We start from the raw sequence: 25,436 nt of genomic DNA on the forward strand, positions 1-25,436 counted from the left end.
ACCTTTACCTCATGGCCGCAATGTACATCGTTGCCGGTCTGATGCATTTTATAAAACCCAAGATCTATTTGCGGATCATGCCCCGCTACTTGCCGAAACACAAGCTTTTGGTATCCCTTAGCGGTATCGCAGAAATTGTTCTCGGGCTGGGATTGTGCTTTCCTGCCACCAAGGAGGTATCCATCTACGGCATCCTTCTAATGCTTGCCGTGTTTCTTTTGGTCCATTTTTACATGCTTTCTGGCGAAAAAGCATCCGCCGGCATCCCAAAATGGATCTTGATTTTAAGGATTCCCCTGCAATTCGGACTTATGTATTGGGCGTGGTGGTATCTTTGAATCTTCTCCTATTCCAAGTCCAACATCCCAAGTTATTAAGAAACGTACAAGACAAGATTTGTTAAGAACCCACACCGACGAATTCAGCAGTGATCATGAACGCCTTCAACGCCAACAGAGATAAACCCATCGGAAAACGCCTCGACCTGCCCGACAGTGAGATCGTCTATTACCCAGAATTTTTTATCAAGGCGAAAGCGGATGCCTATTTCGAGCATTTTAAGAAAAAGGTACCCTGGCAACAAGACAACATCAAAGTTTTTGGGAAGATATATCCACAACCTAGATTGACCGCGCTGTACGGTACTAATGGGAAACCCTACTCCTATTCCAATATTACGATGCAACCGCATTCCTTCACGGAAGCCTTGCTGGAAATCAAGGAAAAAATCGAGACCGTTACCGATGCCGTGTTCACCACCTGCCTCCTCAATCGCTATCGCCATGGAAGGGACAGCAATGGGTGGCATGCGGACAACGAAAAAGCTCTGGGACCTCATCCGGTTATCGCTTCCGTAACCTTGGGCCAAGAGCGCTATTTTCACCTCAAACATCGCAGCGACAAGTATTTAAAACATAAAGTGTTATTGTGGCACGGCAGTCTCTTGATAATGCAAGGCACCACCCAGCAGCATTGGTTGCACCAAGTCCCCAAGACTGCGAAACCTATTGGCGAGCGAATCAATTTGACCTTTAGGGTAATCGCTTGAAGTCATCGAGCTGACAGGTCAGAACCCGAATCGCTAAAAAAAATCGACTTGTTTAAGCCGATTTTTTATTGAGGGCCCTGTTTAGAAAGTCCATCGCTGCCTTTAGCGGTCGGGCGGCCGCTAATGTCCTCACTATAAACTTCACTACTATAACCTACAGGAAGCTCAAAGCGTATTACAGATCGTCAAATTTCAGGTTTTTGGGTTAAACGGAATGACGTAAGGCGAAATAAAAGAGAATAAGTCAATTTGTTACCTTTGGACCGCTATGAAAAAGGATTTTACAGAACGCGAGTTGGACCGTATTATAGAAATGGCCTGGGAAGACCGCACCCCCTTTGAGGCCATCACGTTTCAATTCGGGGTCAGGGAACAAGAAACCATCGAAATCATGCGCCGTGAAATGAAACCCAGTAGTTTTCGGATGTGGCGTAAAAGGGTACAAGGCAGAAGCACGAAACACACAAAACTTCGACAGGACGAGATCGGACGCTTTAAAAGTTCGCGGCAGAAGAACATCACGGGAAATAAAATTTCCAAACGCTAGAACGTCCGTATCAGAACAGTTCGTTCAGCACCTTGGCCAATCGCAACCCGCCTTTCTCCAACTGTATTTCCACGGTAGGCCACCAGTCGTAACTATAACGATAGGAAAGCTTATCGCCCATCTCCACGGAGTCATAGACCTCGTTGGCCAACTCCTGTGACTCTTCTACCCAATCGTAAATATCCCCTTTCTGAACCGCTTCTTTCTGTGCCTTTGAGAGCCGGGGCAAATTGTCCGAGAGTTCGGTATAGCTCATGCCATAATCGTCGATCATGTTCGAATCCCAGACGCGGTGCAAGTTACTGCCCCGGTTGAACCAGCGTACCTGAATGTCGTTACCGCCCTTATCCTCCAACCGGCCGACGTGCATGGGCTGGTGCAGATCACCCATCAGGTGCACCAACATTTTAAGGTAGAACGCTTTTTCGGTTTTCAGACTTTTCCGGTCTTTGATCACTGCGATACATTTTTCGATACCGATGATCAAATCGCCCTGTTTACTGGGCGGCTCGTCACCATACTCCTTATCCGCGGGATAGTTCACGTAATGCCATGGGCTGAAGTTGCGATACCTGCCGTCGGCCTTGATTTCATCGCCGAAAGTAGAGACCTTGGCCAAACTTGCGCCGTCGAGCAACCGGTCAATGGCCTTTGCCGCTCTGTTTGATAGGTGCTCCTGCGCTATTTCGCCGACCACCCGGTGTCCTGTTTCCGACCAGACGACGGCATCGGCAAAACAAAATTGGGTCGCCAACACCAATAAAAGCATAATCTGTCTCATTCCGGGATATTTTTCGCCAAAAATAGTCAAACGCACATTAATCAATTGTTAAGCTTCGTTGCGATTTTATTTTTTAATCGGATATTGCAGCCGTTTTAAAAAAGGACTTAGGACAAAAGGACGCATGATGTAAGACTTTTTCAAAAACGAACGGGGCCAATGTACCGACCGACAGGTTGGTCTTTCAAGGAAGGGGGCAAAGTGGGCACTGGCCGGGAAAAGGGAAAAGTCGATTTTAAACATTGCGCCAACGGGCCTTGAACGAGTAATCGAAGAAACGAAAGTTATCCTATGTCTTAACGCCCCATGTCATCTTAAAAACAAGCCTGTGCTATTAAAAAAGATAAAATCCCCCATCCTACGATATGCCCTGCTGACCGTTGCGGCGGGCATCTTGCTGTTGCTGTTCTTTATCCTTAGTGTGTACTGGGGCGCTTGGGGGCAGCTTCCCAAGAAAGAAGAGCTCTCCAATTTTCAGTACCAGCGGGCCTCCGAGGTATATACCATCGATAGCGTTCTTATCGGTAAATTTTATCTGTACGATCGGCAGCCCATCCCCTTTGAGGCTATTCCCCAACATCTGCTCGACGCCCTTGTCGCTATCGAGGACGAGCGATTCTACGGACATTCCGGTATCGACTATCCCAGTTTGGGCCGGGTGGCAATAAAGACACTGCTGATGCAGGACCAATCCTCCGGTGGCGGAAGTACCTTGACTCAGCAATTGGCCAAAAACCTGTATCCGAGAAGGGATAGAAAGCGAACGAATATCGCGGTGGACAAACTGAAGGAAATGGTCATCGCATCCCGTTTGGAGGATATCTATACCAAGGACGAAATTTTGACCCATTACCTAAATACGGTTTCCTTTGGGGACAATACGTTCGGTATTGAAAGTGCATCCCTAAAATTTTTCAACAAACGTGCAAAAGACCTTTCTGTGGATGAGGGCGCCACCTTGGTCGGGATGCTGAAGGCAACCTACGGTTATAATCCGAGAATATTTCCCGAAAAAAGCCTGTCCCGACGAAACCTAGTGCTTCACGCCATGGCGGAAAACGAGCTCCTATCCGCAGAAAAAAAGGATAGCTTGATCGACATTCCGATTGCCTTGGATTATCGGGAGTACGACAACAACGACGGCCTAGCCCCTTACTTTCGCGAAGAGGTCCGCAAAAAAATGCAGAAATGGAGCCTACAACAGCGCGAAGATGGCAACGATTACAATATTTATACCGACGGACTCAAGATTTACACCACCCTCGACTACAATATGCAATATTGGGCGGAGGCCGCGATGCGCGAACACATGACCTCGCTTCAATCGCAATTCGAAAAGAGCTACGGCAAAAATGCGCCTTGGCTCACCGATAAAAAGTTGATCCAAAAAGTGGTGCGGAGCACGGATGTCTATAAGAAGCTCAAAGCATTGAAACTAAACGATGCCCAAATCATGGATTCGCTTAAAATCAAGAAACCGATGTTGCTAACCGATTGGGAAGGTGAAAAAACGGTCGAGTCCAGTTCCTACGACAGCATCGTACACTACATGAAATTCCTGAATACCGGATCGTTGTCCATCGATCCGAATACGGGGGCGGTAAGGACCTGGATCGGGGGGGTGGACTTCGAACATTTCAAGTACGACCACGTCGCCCAGAGCAAAAGACAGGTCGGCTCGACCTTTAAACCGATCGTATATACCACCGCCCTGGAAACCGGCATCTCACCCTGCGACTATTTTTCGGCCCGAGAAGTGGAATACGAGAATTTAAAAGGATGGTCGCCGGGCAACTCCGGCGACGAAGACGAGGCCTACCTCAACTATTCCATGGAACAGGCGCTTAGCAATTCCGTAAACACAGTCACGGTAAAGGTGCTGGAAGAAACGGGACTCACCAACGTTATGACCATGGCCAAAAATATGGGGGTTTTCACCAAACTGCCCGAAGAGCCATCCATCGCTTTGGGCACCGGCGAGCTCTACCTGAACGAACTGGCGGGCGTGTATGCGACCTATTTGAACGACGGCAAAGCGGTACTGCCTTACTTGATCAACCGCATAACCGACCAAAAAGATTCCCTTCTGACCGAATTTGAGCCAAAACAGGCCAAAACACGCGCTTTTTCAGAAGAAACAAGGCAAATTATGCTCGAAATGATGAAATCAACCGTCAATAGCGGCACCGCCTCCCGAATCCGTACCACCTACAAACTCAAAAACGATATCGCCGGGAAAACAGGTACCACCCAAAATAACAAAGACGCCTGGTTTGTGGCCCTGACCCCCAAGATGCTCCACGTGACCTGGGTGGGACTCGATCATCACGAAATTGGATTCAGAAGTACCGCGCTCGGCCAAGGCGCCAACGCCGCCCTCCCCATGTTCGCCAAGTTTATGCAAGAGCTGAACCGGCACCCTTCTTACGATTCCATCACCAAGGCCCGTTTCTCAACCCCGTCCCCCGAAGTCGTACGCTTGATGGACTGCGAACCGGTCAAGCGCGATGGTTTCTTTAAAAGATTGTTTACCAACCCGAACAAAAAGAAGAAAAAAGACTTTGAGCGGAAGAGCTCTGGGCGTTAGAGATTAGTCGTTGGTCGCTGGACCTTGGTATTTAAACGGAAGGCTTTGAACGTTATTCGCTTGTAAGTAAGCTTGATATTGAGACAGAGAGCCCTGGTCGATGCAAGAATTGATAGATATTAATTAAATTGCATGACCTCAAGCTGGTCGAGAGGCTTGCCCGTAAAATAAATTCCCTTATTTTTATGGCGGCTAACCTTACCTTCAATGACCAGGACGTTTTGCTTTACCCTTGCGCTATTTGTGAACGCCCTTGTTCTAGCCCAAGACCCCGAGAAATCCTTCACCGTTAAATTTATATCCGATTTTCTCGAAATCGATGGTATTCTCGACGATCCCGCTTGGGAAAACGCAGAGGTGGCTACGGATTTCCAACAATATTTTCCCTCGGACAAGGTCCCAGCGAAACAGCCGACGGAAATAAAAATGGTCTATAACGAGACCACGCTATACGTTGGCATCAAGGTATTATCGGTTGACAACAATTGGGTCATCCCTTCTTTGGAACGGGACTTTCGGGCCGGGGGAAACGATAACATCAGTTTGATGTTCGATACGTTCAACGATGGTACCAACGCCTTTCTCTTTGGTATCAACCCCTTCGGTGTGCGTCGGGAGGCGCTGATTTCAGGGGGCGGAGAGGAAAGTGGTCGTGATTTTAATACTTCGTGGGATGTTAAATGGCTGGGGGAAGCCAAAATGTTCGAGAACTATTACACGGCAGAACTGGCCATTCCCCTGACTTCTTTCAAGTTCAGGGAGGGCGAGACCAAATGGCGCTTTCAGAGCTATCGCTTTGACATGCAGACCAATGAGCGCAGTGCCTGGTATCGGGTACCCCAGAACCAGTCGATTTTCAGCCTCGCCTTTATGGGCGATATGATCTTTGAACAACCCCTGGGAAAATCGCGTACCCCCCTGGCCCTTATTCCCTATGCCAACGCCATTGCCGAAAAGGACTATTTGCTCGACGACGGCCGCTTTCAGCTCAAGGTCGGTGGCGACGCGAAAGTTGCTATCGGCAATGGCATGAACCTCGATGTAACCATCAATCCCGATTTCTCCAATGTCGAAGTAGATGATATTATCACCAATTTGACCCGATTTGAGGTGTCCCGTCCGGAAAAACGGCAATTTTTTATAGATAATAGCGACCTTTTCGGCAGCTTTGGCGGCGGCAAAGATGCCAATCCGTTTTTTTCAAGGCGCATCGGCATCGCCAGGGACAGTACTGGCAATTTTATAGAAAACCGTATTCTGGGCGGCATCCGTCTGAGTGGGAAACTCAACGACGATTGGCGTTTGGGCGTACTCAGCATTCAAACCGATAAGGACAAGGCCAATGAGATCGCCTCGAACAACAATACCATGCTCGCCCTTCAAAAGAAAGTCTTCTCCCGTTCCAACATCGGAATGTTCTTTATCAACAAACAATCTTTCAAAGACTATGATTTTATCGAACGTGAAGATGAGTACAATCGGGTGGTGGGATTGGACTATAATCTGGCCTCTGAAAATAATATTTGGACGGGCAAATTTTACGCCCATAAGTCCTTCCAGCCCGACGACAGCCGCGGCAATTTTTCCAGTGGGGCATCCTTGAGCTACAACACCAGGAGATTTAACGTTTTTTCCGATCTGGTGTATATCGATGAGGACTTTCGATCGGATCTCGGCTTTATCCGGCGCACCGATATCCTAAAATCCGCTACGGGTGTCCAACGGCTGTTCTACCCTAAAAGTAGCTTTATCAACACCCATGGCTTTCAGTTTTTTCCCATTATTACCTGGCAACCAAGTTTAGATTACAAGAACACCGATCGTAATATAATGGCCTCATGGTCCGCCGAGCTCCAGGACCAGTCCGAATTCATGGTCGAATTTTACGGAGAGTACATCTATCTGTCCGACCCTTTTGATCCGACCGGAACCGAAGGCGGTATTCCCTTGCCCGGCGATCAAGGTTATCACTTCAACAGCGTAGGGGTAGAATACGAATCGAATCGGGCCAAGACAGTTTCTTTCGAGGGTTTTGCCCAAATAGGTCGCTTTTTTAACGGCGACCTCTTGAGCCTTGAAGGGGAAACAACTTTGCGACTACAGCCTAAAGCCGTAATTTCGCTGCTCTTGAGCCACAACCGGATTCGACTGCCCGACCCCTACCCGGATGCCAACTTTTGGTTGGTGAGTTCAAAACTCAATATTACCTTTAGCAAATCTATTTTTTGGTCCACTATTTTTCAATACGGAAACCAGGCTAACAATATGGGCATCAATTCAAGACTGCAATGGCGTTTTGCCCCCTTGTCGGATTTATTTGTCGTTTACAATGACAATTACGTCGTGAACCAATTTGAACCTCGATATCGCTCGATCAATTTAAAATTGCGGTATTGGGTGAACTTATGACCGATTTAAAATAAGGCGATTTTGAACTTTGAAAAATGGACACATATGTTGCTATTCTAATGTACTTCAGAATTTGAAGTTTCGAATTGCTCTAAGCCCGATTATAAAGGGAAGCGCCGACCAGGTGGCTCCAAACCATACGACTATTTTGAAATATAAAATGCTTTGCGCTGATCTTGACGGAACATTGCTTTCTACAAAAAGCGATGTGTCGGATGTCACGATATCCGAGATCGGTCGGCTACGCGACAAAATGCGAATTATACTGGTGTCGGCCCGAATGCCAAGAGCCATGCGCTATTTACAGCGTAGGCTGAACATACAAGACCAGCCAATGGTCTCTTATAACGGTGCTTTGGTACTGCATGGGGACGTGGAAATTTCATCGGCCCTGATCAATATGCCCCACCTGTGGAAAATTTATGACCTCGCCGAATCGCAATTCACAAAACTGGGACTTTACCAGAGCGACGAATGGTATGTGGAGGAAAACACCGCGCGGGTGCGCAAAGAAATCCGACATACTCAAGCCACCCCAGTATTTAGGAATACTCCGGATACGTTGCGAGATTGGGAGGAGCGGAACGTTGGAGCACACAAGGTCATGCTTATGGGAACTAAGATTACGTCGGATAAACTGTATCCACAGCTTGAAAAAGAATTGGGTGAACAGGTCCATCTGTATCGTTCAAACGATACTTTAATCGAGATATCGCCGAAATCGGTCTCCAAACTGTCCGCGATCAAAAGTTTGTTGAAGCCGGGCGAGACCCTTTCCGATGTAATCGCCTTCGGGGACAATTACAATGATATTGACATGTTGAAGCACTGTGGGTTCGGCGTGGCGGTAGGCAATGCACGACCAGAGGTCAAAGCGGCTGCGGACATCGTCGCACTGCCCAATGTTCACGATGGTGTAGCACATTTTATAAAATCCGGGCTCCTAACCCCTAACCTCTAGCAAAATAATGGCCGACCCTTTAATCACCAACGATACGGTAGTATTTGGACTCCTAGTCCTTTGCCTAGGATTTATTTTTTATACCTCTGCGATAAAGACCGGATTTTGGCGCAGGTTCTATTCCATCGTTCCCGGCGTACTTATGGCCTACCTCTTGCCGGCTATTTTGGCGAGTACCGGTGTCATTTCGGACCAAACGTCAAACCTCTATTTTATGGCAAGCCGATACCTCTTGCCGGCTGCATTGGTCTTGATGACCTTAAGTATTGACTTGAAAGCTATATCGAACTTGGGCAGCAAGGCCCTAATAATGTTTTTGACCGGTACGGGAGGTATCATTATCGGTGGCCCCATCGCTATACTCATCGTTTCCATTTTTTCGCCTGCAACGGTTGGCGGCAACGATTTTGATGCGGTATGGAGGGGACTCTCCACCATCGCGGGCAGTTGGATCGGGGGCGGTGCGAACCAAGCGGCCATGTTAGAGATATTTAAGTACAACCCCAATGAATACGGAAAAATGGTGCTGGTCGATATTGTCATCGCCAATATTTGGATGGCCGTCATTCTGTTCGGGGTGGGCAGAAGTGTCAGAATCGACAAATGGCTAAAAGCGGATAACTCGGCCATCGAAACCTTAAAGGTAAAAGTGACCGAATTTGCTGAAAAGATCGCACGGATTCCTACTTTGAGCGATTATATTTTGATGCTATCCATTGCCTTTACGGCAACCGGTATCGCTCATTTTTTCGGGGATAAAATTAGTGATTATCTTATCGCGAACATCGCGCAGGTTGCCGATGCCTCAAACTTTCTTTCCTTTCTAGGTTCCGGTTTCTTTTGGATGGTTGTATTGGCAACTGCCCTTGGAATTGCACTTTCATTTACCAAAGTAAAGAATTACGAAGGGGCAGGTGCCAGTAAAATCGGAAGTGTGTTCATTTATATTCTAGTGGCGACCATAGGTATGAAAATGGATTTGGGAAGGGTATTGGAAAATCCGGGGCTTCTGGTCGTAGGATTTGTCTGGATTTCCATCCACGCGGGTCTCCTTATTTTGGTCGCAAAACTCATCAAAGCGCCTTATTTCTTCCTAGCCGTTGGCAGTCAGGCCAATGTGGGCGGGGCAGCTTCGGCACCGATCGTTGCGGCTGAATTCCATCCGTCTTTAACCTCCGTAGGCGTACTACTTGCCGTTTTCGGATATGTGGTCGGAACGGGCGGAGCCTTGCTATGTACCTATTTAATGGAGGTGGCCGCTACCATGTAATGGAAATTTACCCCTTATCGTTGGATAAGAACAGAGCCAAAAGACATGCCATGACAAAACAAATCGCAAAAAAACAGAAGAGAACGATATAGTTGTTCATAAGTAGGAATTTTCCACCAATCTATGGAAATTTTCGTTTTTTCCCGATTTTGGATCGGTTTTTTCGATGAAAGTAGGCATTCGCTTGACAACTCGCAGCGCTGGTTGCCGTTAAACGAGGATGTGAATTTTAAAGTCGGATTGAGGTAGCACCATCGAAAAATTTAGGATATTTGCGGAATGGAATTTCGGAAATCCAACCTGAATTAGGCATCAATCGGAGCAACCCGGTCGCCTTTAAATTTCTAACGTTCCCGTTTTCTTAATCAGACCATCCCCAAAATGAAAAGAACACTACTATTTTTCCTGCTTCCGGCGGTATTGATGCTAGCCTGCGATAGCGATACATCAGAGCGAACCATGTTCGTGACCGGAAAGGTCAAAGGCCTAAAAAAAGGAACCCTGTACCTCCAACACCTCTCCGATTCCAAGTTGGTATCGGTTGATTCGTTACAGATTGATGGTGATGGCGGCTTTAACTTTAAGACGGAATTGGAGAGCCCTGAAATCTTCTATCTGTACCTCGACAAAAAAGACAACAACGACATCAACGATCGAATCACTTTTTTTGGTGAGCCCGGGACGATTACCATCAACACGGCTTGGAACACGTTTGATACCAAAGCTAAGATCGAGGGCTCCAAGACTCAAAAGAAACTGGAGGAGTACCAAAAAACCATGTCCCGCTTCAATTTAAAAAATCTGGAGCTGGTACGAAATGCAACAGAACGACAATCTGAATTGGACTCCCTACAATTGGATTCCATCCAAGACTTGAGCGATAGAAACGTAAAGCGGGGCTACGCCTACGCTCTGAACTTTGCGCTGAATAACAATGACTCCTACATCGCCCCCTACATCGCCCTTAACGAGGTGCCGGACGCCAACATCGTGTATCTGGATTCCATTTACGGGTCACTTACCTCCGAGGTCGCCGAGTCGAAGTACGGCACTGCACTGAAGGCTTATTTGGAGAAAGCGAAGAATTCCGGAGAATAGGCATATTTCTCGAGCAAGGCATCGGTTAAAAGTTCTTTATAATCTTGATCGGAATCCGGGAATTGCACAGAGCCCGCCAGTTCTTCAACAAATGGATGGAATATCTTGGGGCTTCAGTAAATTGCCTCTCAAGGCATCAAAGCTACCTTGAAGGTCTGCGCCTTGTTATCCAAGTACCGAAAGCCCTCGTGCAGGTTTCGCTGTTCGACGGTATAGGGGTAAAAGGTGATGGGCTCGATACAGACCATATTGCGAACCTCCGTCCACAACATAAAATTGCCAAAGTCCTTTGTCTTAATTTGAAGTTGGCGTTCTCCATCTTTCAGTAGGATGTCTTCACAATTAGGGACTTCCATAGCGCGACTTCCTACGGCTAGTACCTCATCAAGCCCAATATTCTTTTTGCCCGCTACGATAACGGGGTCTGCGGAATACAGTTTAAAGGCAGGATGATAGCCCAACATAAAGGGACTATCGCGTTCCCCGGAAACGATAAAGGTTATTTCGAGGCCCGATTCCGTCAATAGGAACTGTTTTTGAAACAGGAAATCGTAGGTCCAAAACAAATATTCCTTGTTGGATTTCTCCGGATACTTCGAGTTCTTGACCTGGGTACGCGCTTCGTATTTTTTCTTGAAAACAACTTCCGTGCCTGTCTGGGAAACCAGTTCGTAATCCATTTCCCGCAACAGACCGTGTTGATCCTGGATAGCGATATCCTTAGGGGTCTGTACCTGAAACTCAGCTTTCGAGGTGGGGCCGATAATCGGGAACATCTCAGTATCGGAGTTCCGCCAACCGGGACTTCCCTTTTGATGGATGTATTCGTGGCCATCGACTTGATAGCTCACCAGTTCCCCGGCATCGATGCCTACCTTTTGATCGAGTAATTCTAGTGTAATCATAATTTTAGTCCTGATTAATAAGCCGATAGATCAAGACCGCCGTACGTTTGGTCAAGGCCTCTATCGTATTAAGGTTCACGGTCTCATCGGGAGTATGCGCCCCGGTTCCCATCGTTCCCAGGCCATCAAGGGCATCGACGTATTCGGCCACGAACGAAGTGTCGGCCGCCCCGCGTTTTCCGGGGTCGTAGGCCAAGACCTCGCCCTGGCCCAGATCGCGACTGACTTGGTCAAGTTGATCCAAAAGGGCCCGGTTGCCCTCACTGGGCTCCATAGCGGGATAACTGTCGGTGAAACTTATTTGTGCGGAAGTGTGGGGCAGATTTTTCGCCACGATTTCCCGCATTTTACTACGTGCCTTCTCTTTCTGTTCTTCAGAGATAAATCGGAGTCCGCCTTTGACCACCGCCGTCTGCGCGACTACATTACTTTTTCCAAAGGCATTGCCTTTACCTTTCTTGGGATCGTAGTCTACAAAAGTGCCGCCCAGCAATACGCCGGGATTGAAAGTCAAAAACTCCTCTCCCTTGACTTTCTCGTAAAAGCCGTTCAGGATGCGCGACATCTCGAAAATAGCTCCAGCCCCGACATCGGTACTGAACACCCCCGATGAATGGGCCCGCTTGCCCTCTACCTCGACCTCCCAGCCCGAAGCCCCTCTGCGTGCCACGGTAGCGTAGTTAAAGCCCGTGGAGGTCTCGAACCCCAGGGCGATATCGCTACGTTCGGCAGCGCTTATCAAATCTTTTCGACTAATGCTCAAAGGTTTTCCGGCACTCTCCTCATCCCCGGTGAAGGCAACTATAATTTGGGCGTCATTGAGCAGTCCGTTCTCCCGGAGCGCCTTCAGGGCATACAATATGATGACATCGCCGCCCTTCATATCATTTCCGCCCGGAGCGTGGGCGATACTGTCATTGACCTTCTCGAAGGTCTGAAAGGGACTATCCTCTTCAAAAACCGTATCCAAATGTCCGATCAGCAATAACTTTCTTCCCTTGTTTCCCCCAATTTCGGCGAAAAGATGCCCAGCACGGTTGAGTTCTTCAGGCATGTCAATCCATGAGGTGGTAAAGCCGATTTTATCGAATTCTTTCCGAAACACCGCTCCCACCCGCTTTACACCTTCGGTATTCAAGGTACCACTATTGATGTTCACCACTTTCTCCAAAAATGAAATGGCATCCGGATTGTTCGTTTCTACGCTCTTTACCAATTTCTTCTCGGCACGCGATAGTTTTTGGGCGTTGAGGCCGGTAACGCAGGTGACAAGCGCTATGGCAAAAATGAAACCTTTTCTCATAATCATATCATTGTATTTTTTTTATTATCCGTTCTGAGAGTTAAATCCGATGTAGGACTGTAAGACTTAGAACAAAGACTAAAAAAAGAGAATGCCTATCCGTTCAGTAGCCTACAGAAGGTTTTTGTCACCTTGAGTGCCCGTCAGTCCGTCCCTCCCTTGCCGAATTGTGCGGGTGTCCCGTTTAGGCGGGAACGAATTTTTCGGGCTGGCAGTCAAGGGCTTAGATGAAAATGTCTCGACCGACAGCCTGTGCTGCATGATAGAGTCGAATCGGCTGTCGAAGTACTCGACACGACACTTTTCAAACTACTCCACAAATCCCTGCTTCCGCATCCAAGCCTCGTTGAACATTTTTCCAACATACCGGCTACCATGGTCATGAAACAACACAACGACAACATCGTCTTCGCTAAAATTATCCTTGAGCTGCAAAAGGCCTTTAATGGCCGCCCCAGCGGAGTTGCCCAAAAAGAAACCTTCCTCCCTGGCCAGGCGCTGCGTGTATAGGGCGGCATCTTTATCGGTCACCTTGGTGAAACCATCGATGATATCAAAATTTACGTTTTTAGGAAGGATGTCTTCGCCGATACCCTCGGTGGTATAAGGATAAATCTCGTTTTCGTCAAAAATGCCCGTCTCATGGTACTTTTTGAACACAGATCCATAGGTATCGACCCCCCAGACCTTGATATCGGGATTTTTGGATTTCAGAAATTTCCCGACGCCCGAAACCGTACCTCCCGTGCCGACCCCCACCACAAAATGGGTAATTTTACCATCGGTCTGTTCCCAAATTTCGGGACCTGTGCTTAAGAAATGGGCTTTCGTATTCGAAAGATTGTCATACTGGTTCACGTACCAAGCCCCGGGAATTTCTTCGGCCAGGCGCCGTGCCGTAGAATAGTAACTTCTCGGGTCTTCAGGTGCGACATCGGTAGGACAAACATGCACCTCGGCCCCCATCGCCTTCAAGATGTCGATTTTTTCTTGGGATTGCTTGTCGCTAATGACGCAAATAAGCCGATAGCCTTTCACGATTGCCGCCAAGGCGAGACCCATGCCGGTATTCCCGGAGGTACCCTCTACAATCGTCCCCCCAGGTTTAAGGTGCCCCGCTTCCTCGGCATCCTCGACAATCTGTAGGGCCATACGATCCTTCACCGAATTCCCCGGATTAAAGGTTTCGTACTTCGCTAGGACGAGACAGGGCAGTTCGACGGTCAACTTGTTCATTTTCACCAAGGGCGTGTTCCCAATGGTTTCCAGTATGTTTTCTGCGTATTTCATAGAATTGTGGACTAGTGTATTGGCGACTCCTAAACTGATAAACCTACAAACTCAACCAATAAACTCAATTAATCATTCAAACTTGATGGCCTTAACCGGTGTAATTTTGGTAATAATGTAAGAGGGCACCAATAACATCAGAAGACACAATACCAAAACTCCGATATTTAATAAAACTATGGTAATGCTATCGATGTGAACGGGGACGTAATCGATATAATATTCCTGTGGATTGGGGAATTTAAGAATTTTAAACCGATTTTGGATCCATATCGCCCCTAGTCCAATGGAATTGCCCCATACCAGTCCGATACCGATCAGGTAGGCGGCATTGTACAGAAAAACTTTTCGTATGCTCCAGTTTGCCGTGCCGAGGGCTTTGAGGATACCAATCATTTGGGTCCGCTCCAAGATCAGCACCAAGAGGGCGGTAATCATATTAAATCCGCTGACAATGATGACAATTCCGATAATCAGGAAGATGTTAAAGTCGAACAGACCGATCCACTCGAATATTTTATAATATTTGTCGATGATGGTTTGGGTATCCAACGAGGAGAGGGTCTTCCCGTATATTTCCTTGCTTTTCGCCTCGATATCATCGAAACTATCCAAAAAAACCTCAAAATTTCCAACTTGATCGGCATCCCATTGGTTCATCCGCTGAATATGACGTATGTCGGCAAAAACGTAGAGTCCATCAAACTCTTCAAAACCGCTATCATAGAGTCCCGTTATGGTAAACTTTCGCTGGTTGGGCAATTTGTCGACACTATCATCCTTCAAGAAAAAAGAAAAGAACGAATCACCCGTCTCAAGATGCAGACGCTTCGCCATCAAACGGGACATCAACACCTCATTGTTCAATTTTCCGGAATAATCAGGTAATTTGCCATCGACCAGGTATTCCTCAAAAACGGACCAGTTATAGTCGCTGCCGACGCCCTTGGCGATGATGCCTTCGAAGGTGTCCTCAGTTCGGATAATGCCGCCCTTGCTCGCCACTGCTTGCACGTTCGCAATTCCATCGACAGATTTGAATTCCGGATAGAACTCCTGATCCAAAGATACCGGCACCACAGACACATCGGATGCATTGTTGTCGTAGTTCGATATCTGGATGTGGCCGTTGAACGCGGATACTTTCTCGCGGATTTTATATTTAAGTCCCACTCCCGTAGCAATGGCGACCAGCATCATGATTACCCCCATGGCGATGGCGGCAATCGCTATTTTTATTATCGGCGCAGAAATACTACTTTTATGCGCCGCACCTTTGATAAGGCGTTTGGCCAGAAAATATTCAAAATTCAATCCGAGGTTTTTACGGTACTATGGTAAAATATTTTATAGGTATGCAAACACATCAACCTGTTAAGTAGGGAAAAGAACTTTTCGATCCCGTTCCGCACTAATGGAATGGTTCGGCAACCCTAAGGTAATTATCAAAACCCGACGCTAAAATAATATCATTAAGCTAACAGCGCATATTTCGATCAGGTCATGCACATACTTAATTTCAAAAGTACGTTTTTCATTTTGTTTTTGGCGGCTTGTTCCTGTGTAAACCCGTCCAAGGAAGAGAAGGCCGGCCCGGTGCGAATCGCTATGGCGGAAACGGAAGCCCTAGTACCGGAACCGGTCATTGTGGGGGCAAACAGAACAGAGGATTATATCGATTTACTCAAAGGCAAAAAAGTGGGGGTGGTCGCGAATCAGACCAGTGTGATATTTAAAGAGGACGAAGGTCAGGACGATTCTTTCCACGAACAAGATTCAAGAAGTAAGCTTGAGGAAAATGGGCGCAGCGGCGATAGGGAAATGGAGACCGGTGACGGACCAGGGATGCCGGAACATGGAAGCGGTGACGAAGTAAAGATAGATGGCTATTCGGCAAGACCGGTAACGCAAGACGGAAGACAGGGCTACGGGGAACGAAAGACTAAAAACGAAATCATCCGAACCCATTATACCCATTTGGTGGATTCTTTGCTTTCCCTAAAGGTGGATATAAAAAAGGTCTTCGCGCCCGAACACGGTTTTCGCGGAGAGGCGGATGCCGGGGAAAAGTTAAAGGATGGGACGGATAACCGAACGGGCCTGCCGTTGATTTCCCTCTACGGAAAAAACCGGAAGCCGTCGGCCGGGCAATTGCAAGACCTTGATGTAGTGCTTTTTGATATTCAGGATGTCGGGGTGCGCTTCTACACCTATATTGCCACCTTACAACTTGTTATGGAAGCCTGTGCCGAAAACGACGTTCCCATAATAGTTTTGGACCGTCCCAACCCGAACGGTCACTATGTTGATGGTCCAACCATGGAGGCCGCACATACCGGTTTCTTGGGAATGACCCAAATCCCTCTAGTTTACGGAATGACCATAGGCGAATACGCTCGAATGATCAATGAAGAGGGATGGCTGAAAGATAATAAAAAGGCGGACCTCACTGTAATCCCATTAAAAAACTGGAACCACTGCACCGATTATAACCTCCCGATACGGCCCTCGCCGAACCTACCGGACGATACAGCCATAACCCTCTATCCGAGCTTGGGCCTTTTTGAGGGCACCAACATCAACGCCGGACGCGGCACGGAATTCCAGTTTCAACGTTACGGCGCCTCCTTTTTAGACAGCACCCAGTACAGTTTCACCTATGTACCCATGCCCAATTTTGGATCAAAAAATCCTAAAGAGGAAGGAAAAAAGTGTTTCGGAAAAGACCTTTCCCAAAATCCCAGAATGCACGAAGTCACCTTGCAATGGGTCATCGACGCCTACACGAACTCTCTTGATAAAAGCAAAGTGTTCAACACCAAGGGTTTTACAAAGCATGCCGGTACCGCTGCACTACAACAACAGATCGAGGCCGGCAAGACCGAAAAGGAAATTAAGGAAACCTGGCAGGGGGACTTAGAAAAATTCGGGAAGACACGGAAGAAGTATTTGATGTATCCGTAACCGGTCGCGTAGCCCGGCCCGTTTCGATGTTCCGGTTTTTTCCGGGCGACCCATCGGACGCACGACCGAACACTATCCGTCACCCTTGCACCTGGTCGTTCCCGTCGGCTTCCGATATTTGTGAAACGGCTGTTTCAGCAATCCGCCAATACTACCATTCTCGACCTCATCGGGAAAAGTGTCCACTCCGTAAACAATAGCGTCGCGATCGCATTCCATAAATGTTCCCAACAACCTATCCCAAATAGAGAATATATTTCCGTAATTCGAATCGGTATAGGGAAGCATATAGTGATGGTGTACTTTGTGCATATCGGGGGAAACGATAACCCAGCTTAGAGCTTTGTCCACCTGCCGGGGCAGCTTGATATTGGCATGCCCGAACTGGGTGGCGATTAGGGACAAAGATTGGTAAAGGAACACAATACCGATTGGCGTTCCGATGATAAAGACCCCCGCTAAGGTAAATCCGAAACGGATGACGCTTTCCAAAGGGTGGTGACGGTTCGCCGTAGTCGTATCGACGTTGTGATCGGTGTGGTGCACGAGGTGAACCATCCAAAGCGGCTTTACTTTGTGCTCGACGTAATGGGGAAGATATGCACCGACGAAGTCCAGCAATAATGTTCCCAAGACCACGTAGAGCCAGAGCGGCATTTCGGGCAGCCAATTAATCACTCCAAAATCGTTGACTGCGGTCCAATCCGCCGTCCGGAGTAAGAGAAAGGCCAATATAAAATTCACGAGAACGGTCGTCAGCGTGAAAAAAAGGTTGGGTACGGCATGTCTCCATTTTTTATAGGTGAACCTAAATAGTGGAACGGCGCCTTCCAACATCCAGAAAAAGCTTATGCCGCCCACTAATATCAACGAGCGGTGCAGGGAAGGGATGGTCTCGAAATAGTCGATGATAGCCTCCATCGGAATGTGGGATACGTTTTAAAAACTGAACTGTTCGGTCACAAATTACGACAAATACGGCGAATAAATGGGATTGATTTACTAGAACGGCCCCTTAGCTCATTGAACGGAACCGGTTCTCGTACTTCAATGCTCCTAAAGCTTTAATGGTTCTAAACTCACGAGCTAAAGCATTGTTCCTTGGTCAGCGCAGCGACCCCTCTCCGATTGTTGTTGTCTCGGAACAGGATCTGCCATTTTCTACCTCCTACTTTCCGGTCTTTGGCGAGTGCGGCCGTCGTTTGTAAGCTTTTCCTTCATCGCTTCGACAATATTAAAGGCCGCCGGACAAATACCCACGTTCTTCAACGTCAGCTGTGAAATTTGTTGGAATTTTTTTCTGTCGGTATGGGGAAATTCACGACAAGCCTTGGGTCTGACATCGTATATGGAACAACGGTTGTCCGCTCCCAAAAAAGCACAGGGTACTCCCTGCAACACATAATCCTTGTCTTCGTCGATACGGAGATGTTGTTCGATGAACGCTTGTGGTTTTTGTCTAAAGTGCTTGGCAATCCGTTCAATATCGGCATTCGTGAATAGTGGGCCGGTGGTCTTACAGCAATTCGCACACTTCAGGCAATCGGTACGCTCGAACTCCCTCTCATGCAGTTCCTGCATGATATAATCCAAATTTTTGGGCGGCTTCTTTTTTAGTCTTTTTAAAAACTTTTTGTTCTCACCGTGTTTTATTGCAGCCTTTTGAGGAAGTGTATCCAGTATTCGGTCCATCTTATCCATGTCGGTCCAAAGCTAAAAAAGAAATAGGAAACTCGGACAAAATGTCGATTTTTGCATTCGTTATGAAAGATTTATTCGGACATGCGCTCTTGGAATATCAGAACGGAAAGTATTCGGAAGACATCGAAACCTCATCCTCGTTGGATGAACATGACGTGATGCCCCTGCCCTATCTCTTTCGGGGATATGGGGACATGCCATCCATCGAAAAAAAGGCCTTACAACACTGCAAGGGGCGCATACTTGACATCGGATGCGGGGCCGGAAGCCATTGCATATATTTACAACGAAAAGGATTTGAGGTCATAGCCTTGGACAGCTCGAAAGGAGCCATTGAAACCTGCGGACTTCGGGGAATCAAAAACAGGATACATACCGATATCCTCGATTTTAATCAAGGAAAATTCGACACGCTGCTGATGCTGATGAACGGTATAGGTATTGTCGGAAAATTGGAAAATCTCGGCCGTTATCTTGAGCATCTAAAAACCCTATTGCGACCTGACGGGCAGATCTTGTTAGATTCAAGCGATATTATCTATATGTTCGATGATGCCGATGACGGACGCACATACGTTGCCAATTCCGATAGGTACTACGGGGAGGTGGAGTTTAGCCTACGTTACAAGAATCACAAAGGCGCAGCTTTTTCTTGGTTATATGTCGATTATCGTACCTTGCGCAGCATCGCCGAAACCTGCGGAATCCGGTGTGAGATTGTAGAAAAAGGCGAACATTACGACTATTTGGCCCGATTGTGGTAATCTTTATTAATCGCTGTACCGTACATACGGTTCATCTTACTTTTACGTTATCCCTAATAGAAACACTAGATCATGAAAAAGATAAGCTTCCCTATTTTAATCCTATTTTGCTTGGGCTTGCTCCTTAGCTGTTCCAAAGATGCAGATGACGATTTGCCACAAAATCCTACCGCAGTCGATACCACGGCCAACCTAAAGAAAACCGGGGATTCGGCCAAAGACCTGCTAGCTAACGCAGATTACGACAAGTTACATGTCGAGATTGCCTATGTCAAAGGGTTTCGGCCCACTCAGGCCGCCATGGATGGGTTCGTTGCCTATCTGAAGTCAAGAACTTTTAAGGAAGAAATCAATCTGGTTTATAGTGAATTGCCCTCCCCCGATAAGGAAAAGCTGACCTTGGACGAAATCGCCGAGCTGGAAAAAAAGCACAGAACGGTATATAACCAAGGCAAAACCTTAGGGGTTTACATATATTTTGCCGATGCCCCGGCCGAGGAGGATGATGAAGACAAAGATCTCGTCACTCTTGGCGCCGTTTACCGGAACACCTCCATGATCATTCACGAATCGACCGTACGCAAATTGGCGGGCCAGAGCATCTTCATTACCGATGCCGATGTCGAAAGCTCTACCCTGAACCACGAATTCGGTCACCTTCTCGGGCTGGTCAATTTGGGCATCTCACCTGTCAATGACCATGAGGATATTCAGACGGATGCGAACGGAGAACCTGTTTTAGACGATAAAGGCAACACTATGGGTAATAACCATTGCAATGTCAACGGATGCCTGATGAACGCCGAACTGCAATTCGGCGGAAGTGCGAAGGGGAAGAATGCTCTACGTACCTCAAAAAACGGAGACGGAATTTCGGCCGAATGTCGGTTAAGCGGTAAAAGCGTTCTCAAAATGTTGAAGTCACGGACCGCGAAGGGTGGCTTGGCCCCAGGTTTGGATAGTGAATGTATTCTGGATTTACAGACAAATGGCGGGCGGTGATTTCAGCTCAAAACGGCAGCGGCAATTGGCCGTAAAGAAGTTCAAACAATCCCTAATGTTTTCGGTTTTCAGCGCTTGACGTGCTAAGAGACCTTCTTTGAATTGTGTCAGTTCGAAACGATTACTAAGGTATATTCAAATACTTGTGCGTTTGCAATGACACTTTCCACTTGGGGTTTGCCATGACGTAATCAACGATCATCGGGGTTACCTTGTCCCGAACGCTCCATTCGGGCTGTAGGTATAAAATACAATCGCTATTCGTTTTGGCCGCCTCCTGTTCGGCAAAAATCAAGTCATGTTTGTTATAGACGATGACCTTGAGCTCGTTGGCCTTGGCGTAGATGGGCTCCTTTGGTAGTTTGTTTTTCTTTGGGGACAGGCAGATCCAGTCCCATATCCCAGTTAAGGGATAGGCCCCCGACGTCTCGATATGGATGTTCAGATTTTCGGACTTCAAGGCTTCCGTCAAGGGCTGCATGTTCCAAGTGAGGGGTTCACCGCCCGTGATGACTATCGTATCGGATAATCTAGCGGCATTTTCGACAATCTGTCGAATGCCGGTCGGCGGATGGGTCTCGGCGTTCCAGCTTTCCTTAACGTCGCACCAGTGGCAACCCACGTCGCAGCCTCCCACCCGAATAAAATAAGCGGCCGTACCTTTATGGAAACCTTCGCCCTGAATGGTATAGAATTCCTCCATCAAGGGCAATAGCAAGCCTTGGTCCACTAACGCGGTCACCTCATCTTTCGACACTTCATTTTCTACCATGGCGCAAAGATACGGCATGCGGGTTCCAAAACCCAAATTCCAAATTCAGATTCAGTTTGAGGGCGAGATCTGAATTAGTTGATCGTGGCAGGCATAAACTCCTAAACTAATAAACCCATAAACTCAAAAACCCTTATTTTTGGGCCAAAATATACCACTATGCGTACCGAAGAGGACTTTCGCGAACATATTGACGAAGGCTACGCTACCAAAGGTGATGCTATCGTCTTGGGAGCGGCTATGCTAGATGGCAAAGCGGTTGCGAACTCCTTAGTCAAGCTACCCCTGGAAACCATGAACAGGCACGGGCTCATCGCCGGTGCAACAGGTACCGGTAAGACCAAGTCCCTGCAGGTGTTAGCCGAAAATCTCTCCGAAAAAGGAGTACCCGTGCTGCTGATGGACCTTAAAGGCGATTTAAGCGGACTGGCGCAACCGAGTCCGGGACATTCCAAGATCGACGAGCGCCATGCACAGATAGGTATCCCTTTTGAGCCGAAAAGCTTTCCCGTTGAAATACTTTCCCTTTCCGAACAGGACGGTGTCAAATTAAGGGCGACCGTTTCAGAGTTCGGACCCGTGCTGCTCTCGCGCATCCTAGACCTATCGGAAACGCAGCAAGGAATCGTCGCGGTGGTCTTCAAGTACTGTGATGACAATAAGCTTCCTTTGTTAGACCTTAAGGATTTTAAAAAAGTGCTTCAGTATGCGACCGGGGAAGGAAAATCGGAGTTCACCAAAGATTACGGCCGTATATCGACCCGTTCAACAGGTACCATCCTCAGAAAGATTATCGAACTGGAACAGCAGGGTGCGGAGCTTTTTTTCGGGGAAAAATCCTTCGAGGTGAACGATCTAACGCGAATCGATGACAAAGGAAAAGGCTACATCAACATCTTGAGGCTGACCGATATCCAAAACCGCCCCAAGCTCTTTTCCACATTTATGCTCAGTCTATTAGCCGAGATATACGACACCTTCCCTGAACAGGGCGACAGCGAAAAGCCGGAACTCATTCTCTTTATCGACGAGGCCCACCTTATTTTTAATGAAGCGTCGAAAGCACTGTTGGACCAGATCGAGAGTATTGTAAAATTGATCCGCTCCAAAGGCATCGGCCTGTACTTCGTAACCCAAAACCCTACCGATGTACCGAACGAGGTATTGGCCCAACTCGGTTTGAAAGTACAACACGCCCTGCGCGCATTTACGGCAAGGGACAGGAAGGCGATAAAGCTGACTGCAGAAAATTACCCGGAATCGGATTATTACGACACCAAGCAAGCCTTGACCTCACTGGGTATCGGGGAGGCCCTTGTGTCCGCTCTGGATGAAAAGGGAAGGCCGACGCCCTTGGCCGCAACCCTACTCCGTGCCCCCATGAGCCGTATGGACGTGCTGACAGAAAAGGAACTCGCAACGGTTATCGGTAGCTCGGATCTGGTGGACAAATACAACGAGAGCATCGACCGAGAAAGTGCCTATGAAATCTTGAACAATAAAATAGAAAAGGCGGAAGCACTGGCTAAACAGGAGGAAGAAAAACCGAAAGCTCCAAGCCGAAGGACCACCAGCAACAGAATGAATCCTGTAATCAAGGTGTTGACCAGCGCTACTTTCATCCGTGGTGTCCTGGGTATTTTGAAAAAGGTTATGCGGTGATGTTGGCCGTTGTTAGTCGTTAACGATATTTTTGAATAAACCCATATCCAAACCAATGAGAGCCATTTTATCCACATTATTTGTTATTCTTTTGCTGCTAAGCTGCGAAGAAAAAACCGACACCACCTTTTTGGTTACCGAAGATGCAATAGGAAAGCTCGATAAAATCAGCCTGGCCCGTGACCTGGACATCATTTATGAGAACGATTCCATCGTAAGGGACTCGACCTATGTCAACGCCGCAAACAACAGTAAAAGAATCAAAATTTACGAAAAGGGAGGTAAAAAGTTGTTGACCTTGACCCCTAATTCGGACAGCATCCCCTCGATTGAAAATATCCGCATCGAAGATTCTCGTTTCGTGACCGAAGGGGGCGTGGGGCTTAATAGTACGTTCAAGGATATCAAAGATAATTATTCCATTCGCAAAGTAATTACTTCGATGAACAACGTGGTGATCCTTCTGAAGGACAGTGATATCTACTTTACTATCAGTAAAGAGCAACTGCCCTCAAGTTTGCGCTATGCATCGAGTGTAAACATTGAAGCGGTACAGATTCCCGATGATGCCAAGATAAAATATATGATGGTGGGGTGGGATTAATTGTGACCGGACCCGTGAGCGTCTATCCGCTTTCGGTAGAGACTGCCCTATGAGCTTCTCACTAATTTGGCCGCCGCGAAGACCGTGAATTATGTTTATAGTTTTGAATACCTAATTCCTTTTTCCAAATTTCCTATGCTGAACTATTTTAAGCGGACAATTCCGGTATTCTTCGGTTTTTACTTCAATATTCTCAGTGTTTTCTCAAAGAAAAAAACAGCAAGTGAGGCTTTTGATCTATTCTCCACCGTCCGTAGAGGACGGGTATTGGCACATCAGAGGGAGTACCTTGATTCCGCCAAAAAAGAGATGCTGCGCATTGAGGACCATGACATCCAAATCTACAATTGGCCTGGCAGGGGGCCTACCGTTCTTTTGATACACGGGTGGGAAAGCAACACCTTTCGATGGCGAAACCTCATTACAAAACTGAGGGCGGCGGACTTCAACACCGTGGCTTTCGATGCCCCGGGCCACGGTCACTCATCGGGAAGTAAATTGCATGTACCCCTGTACGCCCAAATATTACGTACGGTCATTGAAAAGTACCGACCGAAGCATCTTGTTAGCCACTCCGTAGGGGGAATGGCAGTGATTTACAACGAGAAAAGGAATCCGAGTCCCAGTGTAGAAAAAATCGTAACGGTCGCCGCCCCTTCGGAGTTTCATGAAATCATGGCCCATTTTCAAAATTTGCTTCGCTTTAACGATAGGGTTCTGGATGCTTTAGATGCGTACGTTATGGACAGGTTCGGATTCAAGATTAAAGAGTTTTCCACTTCGGAATTCGTCCGGACAAACACGAAAAACGGATTGCTTTTCCACGATACATTGGATAGGATCACTCCTTACCACGCCTCCCAACAGGTTCATGCCAACTGGGAATGCAGTCGCTTGATATCCACTGAAGGCTTGGGGCATTCCATGCATCAAGACCAGGTCAATGATGCGATTGTCGAGTTTTTGGCTCCCTCTACTCCAACCACAACTTGAAATCCCGCACCCGTTCCCGGCTCACGATAATTTCAGCATCCGAAAAACGGTTGAGCTTGATTTGAAGCCTTGAATTAGTGTAGGAAATAATATCTTTAATGTAGTCGATGTTAACGTAGAATTTGCGGCTGACACGAAAAAAAGTTTGGGGTTCCAATTCATATTCCAGCTGCTCCAAGGTGGTGTCGATCAGGTAGTTTCTTCCGTCGGTAGTGGCTGCATACGTACCTTTGTTTTCGCTGTAAAAGCATTCCACCTCATCGGCGTTGATGATTTTAAGGTGTTGTCCCACCTTGGCGGTAAAGCGTTTTTTGTACTCCCGCTCCAAGGGGTTGACCAATAGTCGTTTGACATCCTCAAAATCCAGCGCGAGTTTCTTGGGGGCCTGCTTTAAACTACGGTATTGCTCAACGGCCACCTTTAACTCCTCGTCATCGATCGGCTTTAAAAGATAATCGATACTATTGAGTTTAAAGGCCTGAAGGGCGTACTCATCGTAAGCGGTGGTAAAAATAATGGCACTGTGCACTTCAACGGCATCGAATATTTCGAAGGAGAGTCCGTCTGAAAGCTGGATATCCAAAAATATGAGATCGGGATGTTCGTTTTTTTGGAACCAATCTATGGATTCCTCAACGGAATGCAGCAAAGTCGCAACCTCCACATCCAGATCCGCCAGCATTCGGGCCAAGCGCCGGGCAGAAGGTTTTTCATCTTCGATAATGATGGTGGTCATGGGAGCTAAATTATCCAGGAGAAGGTCGGGGCCGGGAAT

Annotated in this window: 23 protein-coding genes; 14 read left to right on the top strand and 9 right to left on the bottom strand. The window is 47.4% G+C overall.

The window, feature by feature from the left end:
- The first annotated feature begins 11 nt into the window (after positions 1–11).
- From RQM65_RS04180 to RQM65_RS04190, 3 genes are all read left to right on the top strand, one after another.
- Entirely contained in the window at positions 12–338 is a 327-nt protein-coding gene (locus RQM65_RS04180; protein WP_432279858.1) for a DoxX family protein, read from the top strand.
- A 95-nt stretch (positions 339–433) separates the two neighbouring features.
- A complete protein-coding gene (locus RQM65_RS04185) occupies positions 434–1,048 on the top strand; it encodes an alpha-ketoglutarate-dependent dioxygenase AlkB family protein (RefSeq protein ID WP_314012970.1) in 615 nt (204 codons plus the stop codon).
- Between the two features lie 268 nt (positions 1,049–1,316).
- Positions 1,317–1,595 (top strand): TIGR03643 family protein, encoded by a 279-nt coding sequence (locus tag RQM65_RS04190; protein WP_314012972.1) that lies wholly within the window; start codon positions 1,317–1,319, stop codon positions 1,593–1,595.
- A 10-nt stretch (positions 1,596–1,605) separates the two neighbouring features.
- On the opposite strand, the gene RQM65_RS04195 is transcribed toward RQM65_RS04190, so the two are convergent.
- The gene (locus tag RQM65_RS04195) at positions 1,606–2,376 is read right to left on the bottom strand and encodes a S1/P1 nuclease (protein WP_314012974.1); all 771 of its coding nucleotides are present in this window, start codon (positions 2,374–2,376) and stop codon (positions 1,606–1,608) included.
- A 328-nt stretch (positions 2,377–2,704) separates the two neighbouring features.
- On the opposite strand from RQM65_RS04195, the gene RQM65_RS04200 reads away from it, so the two are divergent.
- From RQM65_RS04200 to RQM65_RS04220, 5 genes are all read left to right on the top strand, one after another.
- On the top strand, positions 2,705–4,963 hold the full coding sequence (locus RQM65_RS04200; RefSeq protein WP_314012976.1) for a transglycosylase domain-containing protein: 2,259 nt from the start codon (positions 2,705–2,707) through the stop codon (positions 4,961–4,963).
- 207 nt (positions 4,964–5,170) lie between these two features.
- The gene (locus tag RQM65_RS04205; RefSeq protein WP_314012977.1) at positions 5,171–7,372 is read left to right on the top strand and encodes a DUF5916 domain-containing protein; all 2,202 of its coding nucleotides are present in this window, start codon (positions 5,171–5,173) and stop codon (positions 7,370–7,372) included.
- 148 nt (positions 7,373–7,520) lie between these two features.
- Entirely contained in the window at positions 7,521–8,333 is an 813-nt protein-coding gene (locus tag RQM65_RS04210) for a Cof-type HAD-IIB family hydrolase (RefSeq protein WP_314012979.1), read from the top strand.
- Between the two features lie 7 nt (positions 8,334–8,340).
- The gene (locus RQM65_RS04215; RefSeq protein WP_314012981.1) at positions 8,341–9,603 is read left to right on the top strand and encodes a DUF819 family protein; all 1,263 of its coding nucleotides are present in this window, start codon (positions 8,341–8,343) and stop codon (positions 9,601–9,603) included.
- A 381-nt stretch (positions 9,604–9,984) separates the two neighbouring features.
- Positions 9,985–10,701, top strand: a complete 717-nt coding sequence (locus tag RQM65_RS04220) for a DUF4369 domain-containing protein (protein ID WP_314012983.1) — start codon at positions 9,985–9,987, stop codon at positions 10,699–10,701.
- A 128-nt stretch (positions 10,702–10,829) separates the two neighbouring features.
- Here RQM65_RS04220 and RQM65_RS04225 read toward each other — a convergent pair whose 3' ends face one another.
- From RQM65_RS04225 to RQM65_RS04240, 4 genes are all read right to left on the bottom strand, one after another.
- Positions 10,830–11,606, bottom strand: coding sequence for an aldose 1-epimerase (locus RQM65_RS04225; protein ID WP_314012984.1), 777 nt, complete (start codon positions 11,604–11,606; stop codon positions 10,830–10,832).
- A gap of 4 nt (positions 11,607–11,610) precedes the next feature.
- The gene (locus RQM65_RS04230) at positions 11,611–12,909 is read right to left on the bottom strand and encodes a M20/M25/M40 family metallo-hydrolase (RefSeq protein WP_314012985.1); all 1,299 of its coding nucleotides are present in this window, start codon (positions 12,907–12,909) and stop codon (positions 11,611–11,613) included.
- 309 nt (positions 12,910–13,218) lie between these two features.
- The gene (locus RQM65_RS04235) at positions 13,219–14,199 is read right to left on the bottom strand and encodes a PLP-dependent cysteine synthase family protein (protein WP_314012986.1); all 981 of its coding nucleotides are present in this window, start codon (positions 14,197–14,199) and stop codon (positions 13,219–13,221) included.
- A gap of 72 nt (positions 14,200–14,271) precedes the next feature.
- Complete coding sequence (locus tag RQM65_RS04240; RefSeq protein WP_314012987.1) at positions 14,272–15,513, bottom strand: ABC transporter permease; 1,242 nt, start codon at positions 15,511–15,513, stop codon at positions 14,272–14,274.
- Between the two features lie 189 nt (positions 15,514–15,702).
- Here RQM65_RS04240 and RQM65_RS04245 point away from each other — a divergent pair, with 189 nt between their 5' ends.
- Positions 15,703–17,163 carry an exo-beta-N-acetylmuramidase NamZ family protein gene (locus RQM65_RS04245; RefSeq protein ID WP_314012988.1) on the top strand — a complete coding sequence of 487 codons (1,461 nt, stop codon included), beginning with the start codon at positions 15,703–15,705 and terminating at the stop codon, positions 17,161–17,163.
- A 72-nt stretch (positions 17,164–17,235) separates the two neighbouring features.
- On the opposite strand, the gene RQM65_RS04250 is transcribed toward RQM65_RS04245, so the two are convergent.
- Both RQM65_RS04250 and RQM65_RS04255 read right to left on the bottom strand, forming a co-directional pair.
- Complete coding sequence (locus RQM65_RS04250) at positions 17,236–18,084, bottom strand: sterol desaturase family protein (RefSeq protein WP_314012989.1); 849 nt, start codon at positions 18,082–18,084, stop codon at positions 17,236–17,238.
- 240 nt (positions 18,085–18,324) lie between these two features.
- On the bottom strand, positions 18,325–18,855 hold the full coding sequence (locus RQM65_RS04255) for a YkgJ family cysteine cluster protein (RefSeq protein ID WP_314012991.1): 531 nt from the start codon (positions 18,853–18,855) through the stop codon (positions 18,325–18,327).
- 71 nt (positions 18,856–18,926) lie between these two features.
- On the opposite strand from RQM65_RS04255, the gene RQM65_RS04260 reads away from it, so the two are divergent.
- Positions 18,927–19,628, top strand: a complete 702-nt coding sequence (locus RQM65_RS04260; protein ID WP_314012992.1) for a class I SAM-dependent methyltransferase — start codon at positions 18,927–18,929, stop codon at positions 19,626–19,628.
- A 72-nt stretch (positions 19,629–19,700) separates the two neighbouring features.
- Entirely contained in the window at positions 19,701–20,630 is a 930-nt protein-coding gene (locus RQM65_RS04265) for a hypothetical protein (RefSeq protein ID WP_314012993.1), read from the top strand.
- 124 nt (positions 20,631–20,754) lie between these two features.
- Here the strand turns inward: RQM65_RS04265 and RQM65_RS04270 are convergent, their stop codons facing one another.
- Positions 20,755–21,402, bottom strand: coding sequence for a 7-carboxy-7-deazaguanine synthase QueE (locus RQM65_RS04270; RefSeq protein WP_314012994.1), 648 nt, complete (start codon positions 21,400–21,402; stop codon positions 20,755–20,757).
- A 159-nt stretch (positions 21,403–21,561) separates the two neighbouring features.
- Here RQM65_RS04270 and RQM65_RS04275 point away from each other — a divergent pair, with 159 nt between their 5' ends.
- The 3 genes from RQM65_RS04275 (at position 21,562) to RQM65_RS04285 (ending at position 24,661) form a co-directional block, all read left to right on the top strand.
- Positions 21,562–23,064, top strand: coding sequence for a helicase HerA-like domain-containing protein (locus RQM65_RS04275; protein ID WP_314012996.1), 1,503 nt, complete (start codon positions 21,562–21,564; stop codon positions 23,062–23,064).
- Positions 23,065–23,119: 55 nt separating this feature from the next.
- Entirely contained in the window at positions 23,120–23,668 is a 549-nt protein-coding gene (locus tag RQM65_RS04280; RefSeq protein WP_314012997.1) for a hypothetical protein, read from the top strand.
- Positions 23,669–23,803: 135 nt separating this feature from the next.
- Positions 23,804–24,661, top strand: coding sequence for an alpha/beta fold hydrolase (locus tag RQM65_RS04285; RefSeq protein WP_314012998.1), 858 nt, complete (start codon positions 23,804–23,806; stop codon positions 24,659–24,661).
- Here the strand turns inward: RQM65_RS04285 and RQM65_RS04290 are convergent.
- Entirely contained in the window at positions 24,642–25,397 is a 756-nt protein-coding gene (locus RQM65_RS04290; protein ID WP_314012999.1) for a LytR/AlgR family response regulator transcription factor, read from the bottom strand. The two genes, RQM65_RS04285 and RQM65_RS04290, sit on opposite strands and share 20 nt — an antisense overlap.
- Between the last annotated feature and the right edge of the window lie 39 nt (positions 25,398–25,436).

The organism is Pricia mediterranea (assembly GCF_032248455.1).
Lineage (GTDB): Bacteria > Bacteroidota > Bacteroidia > Flavobacteriales > Flavobacteriaceae > Pricia > Pricia mediterranea.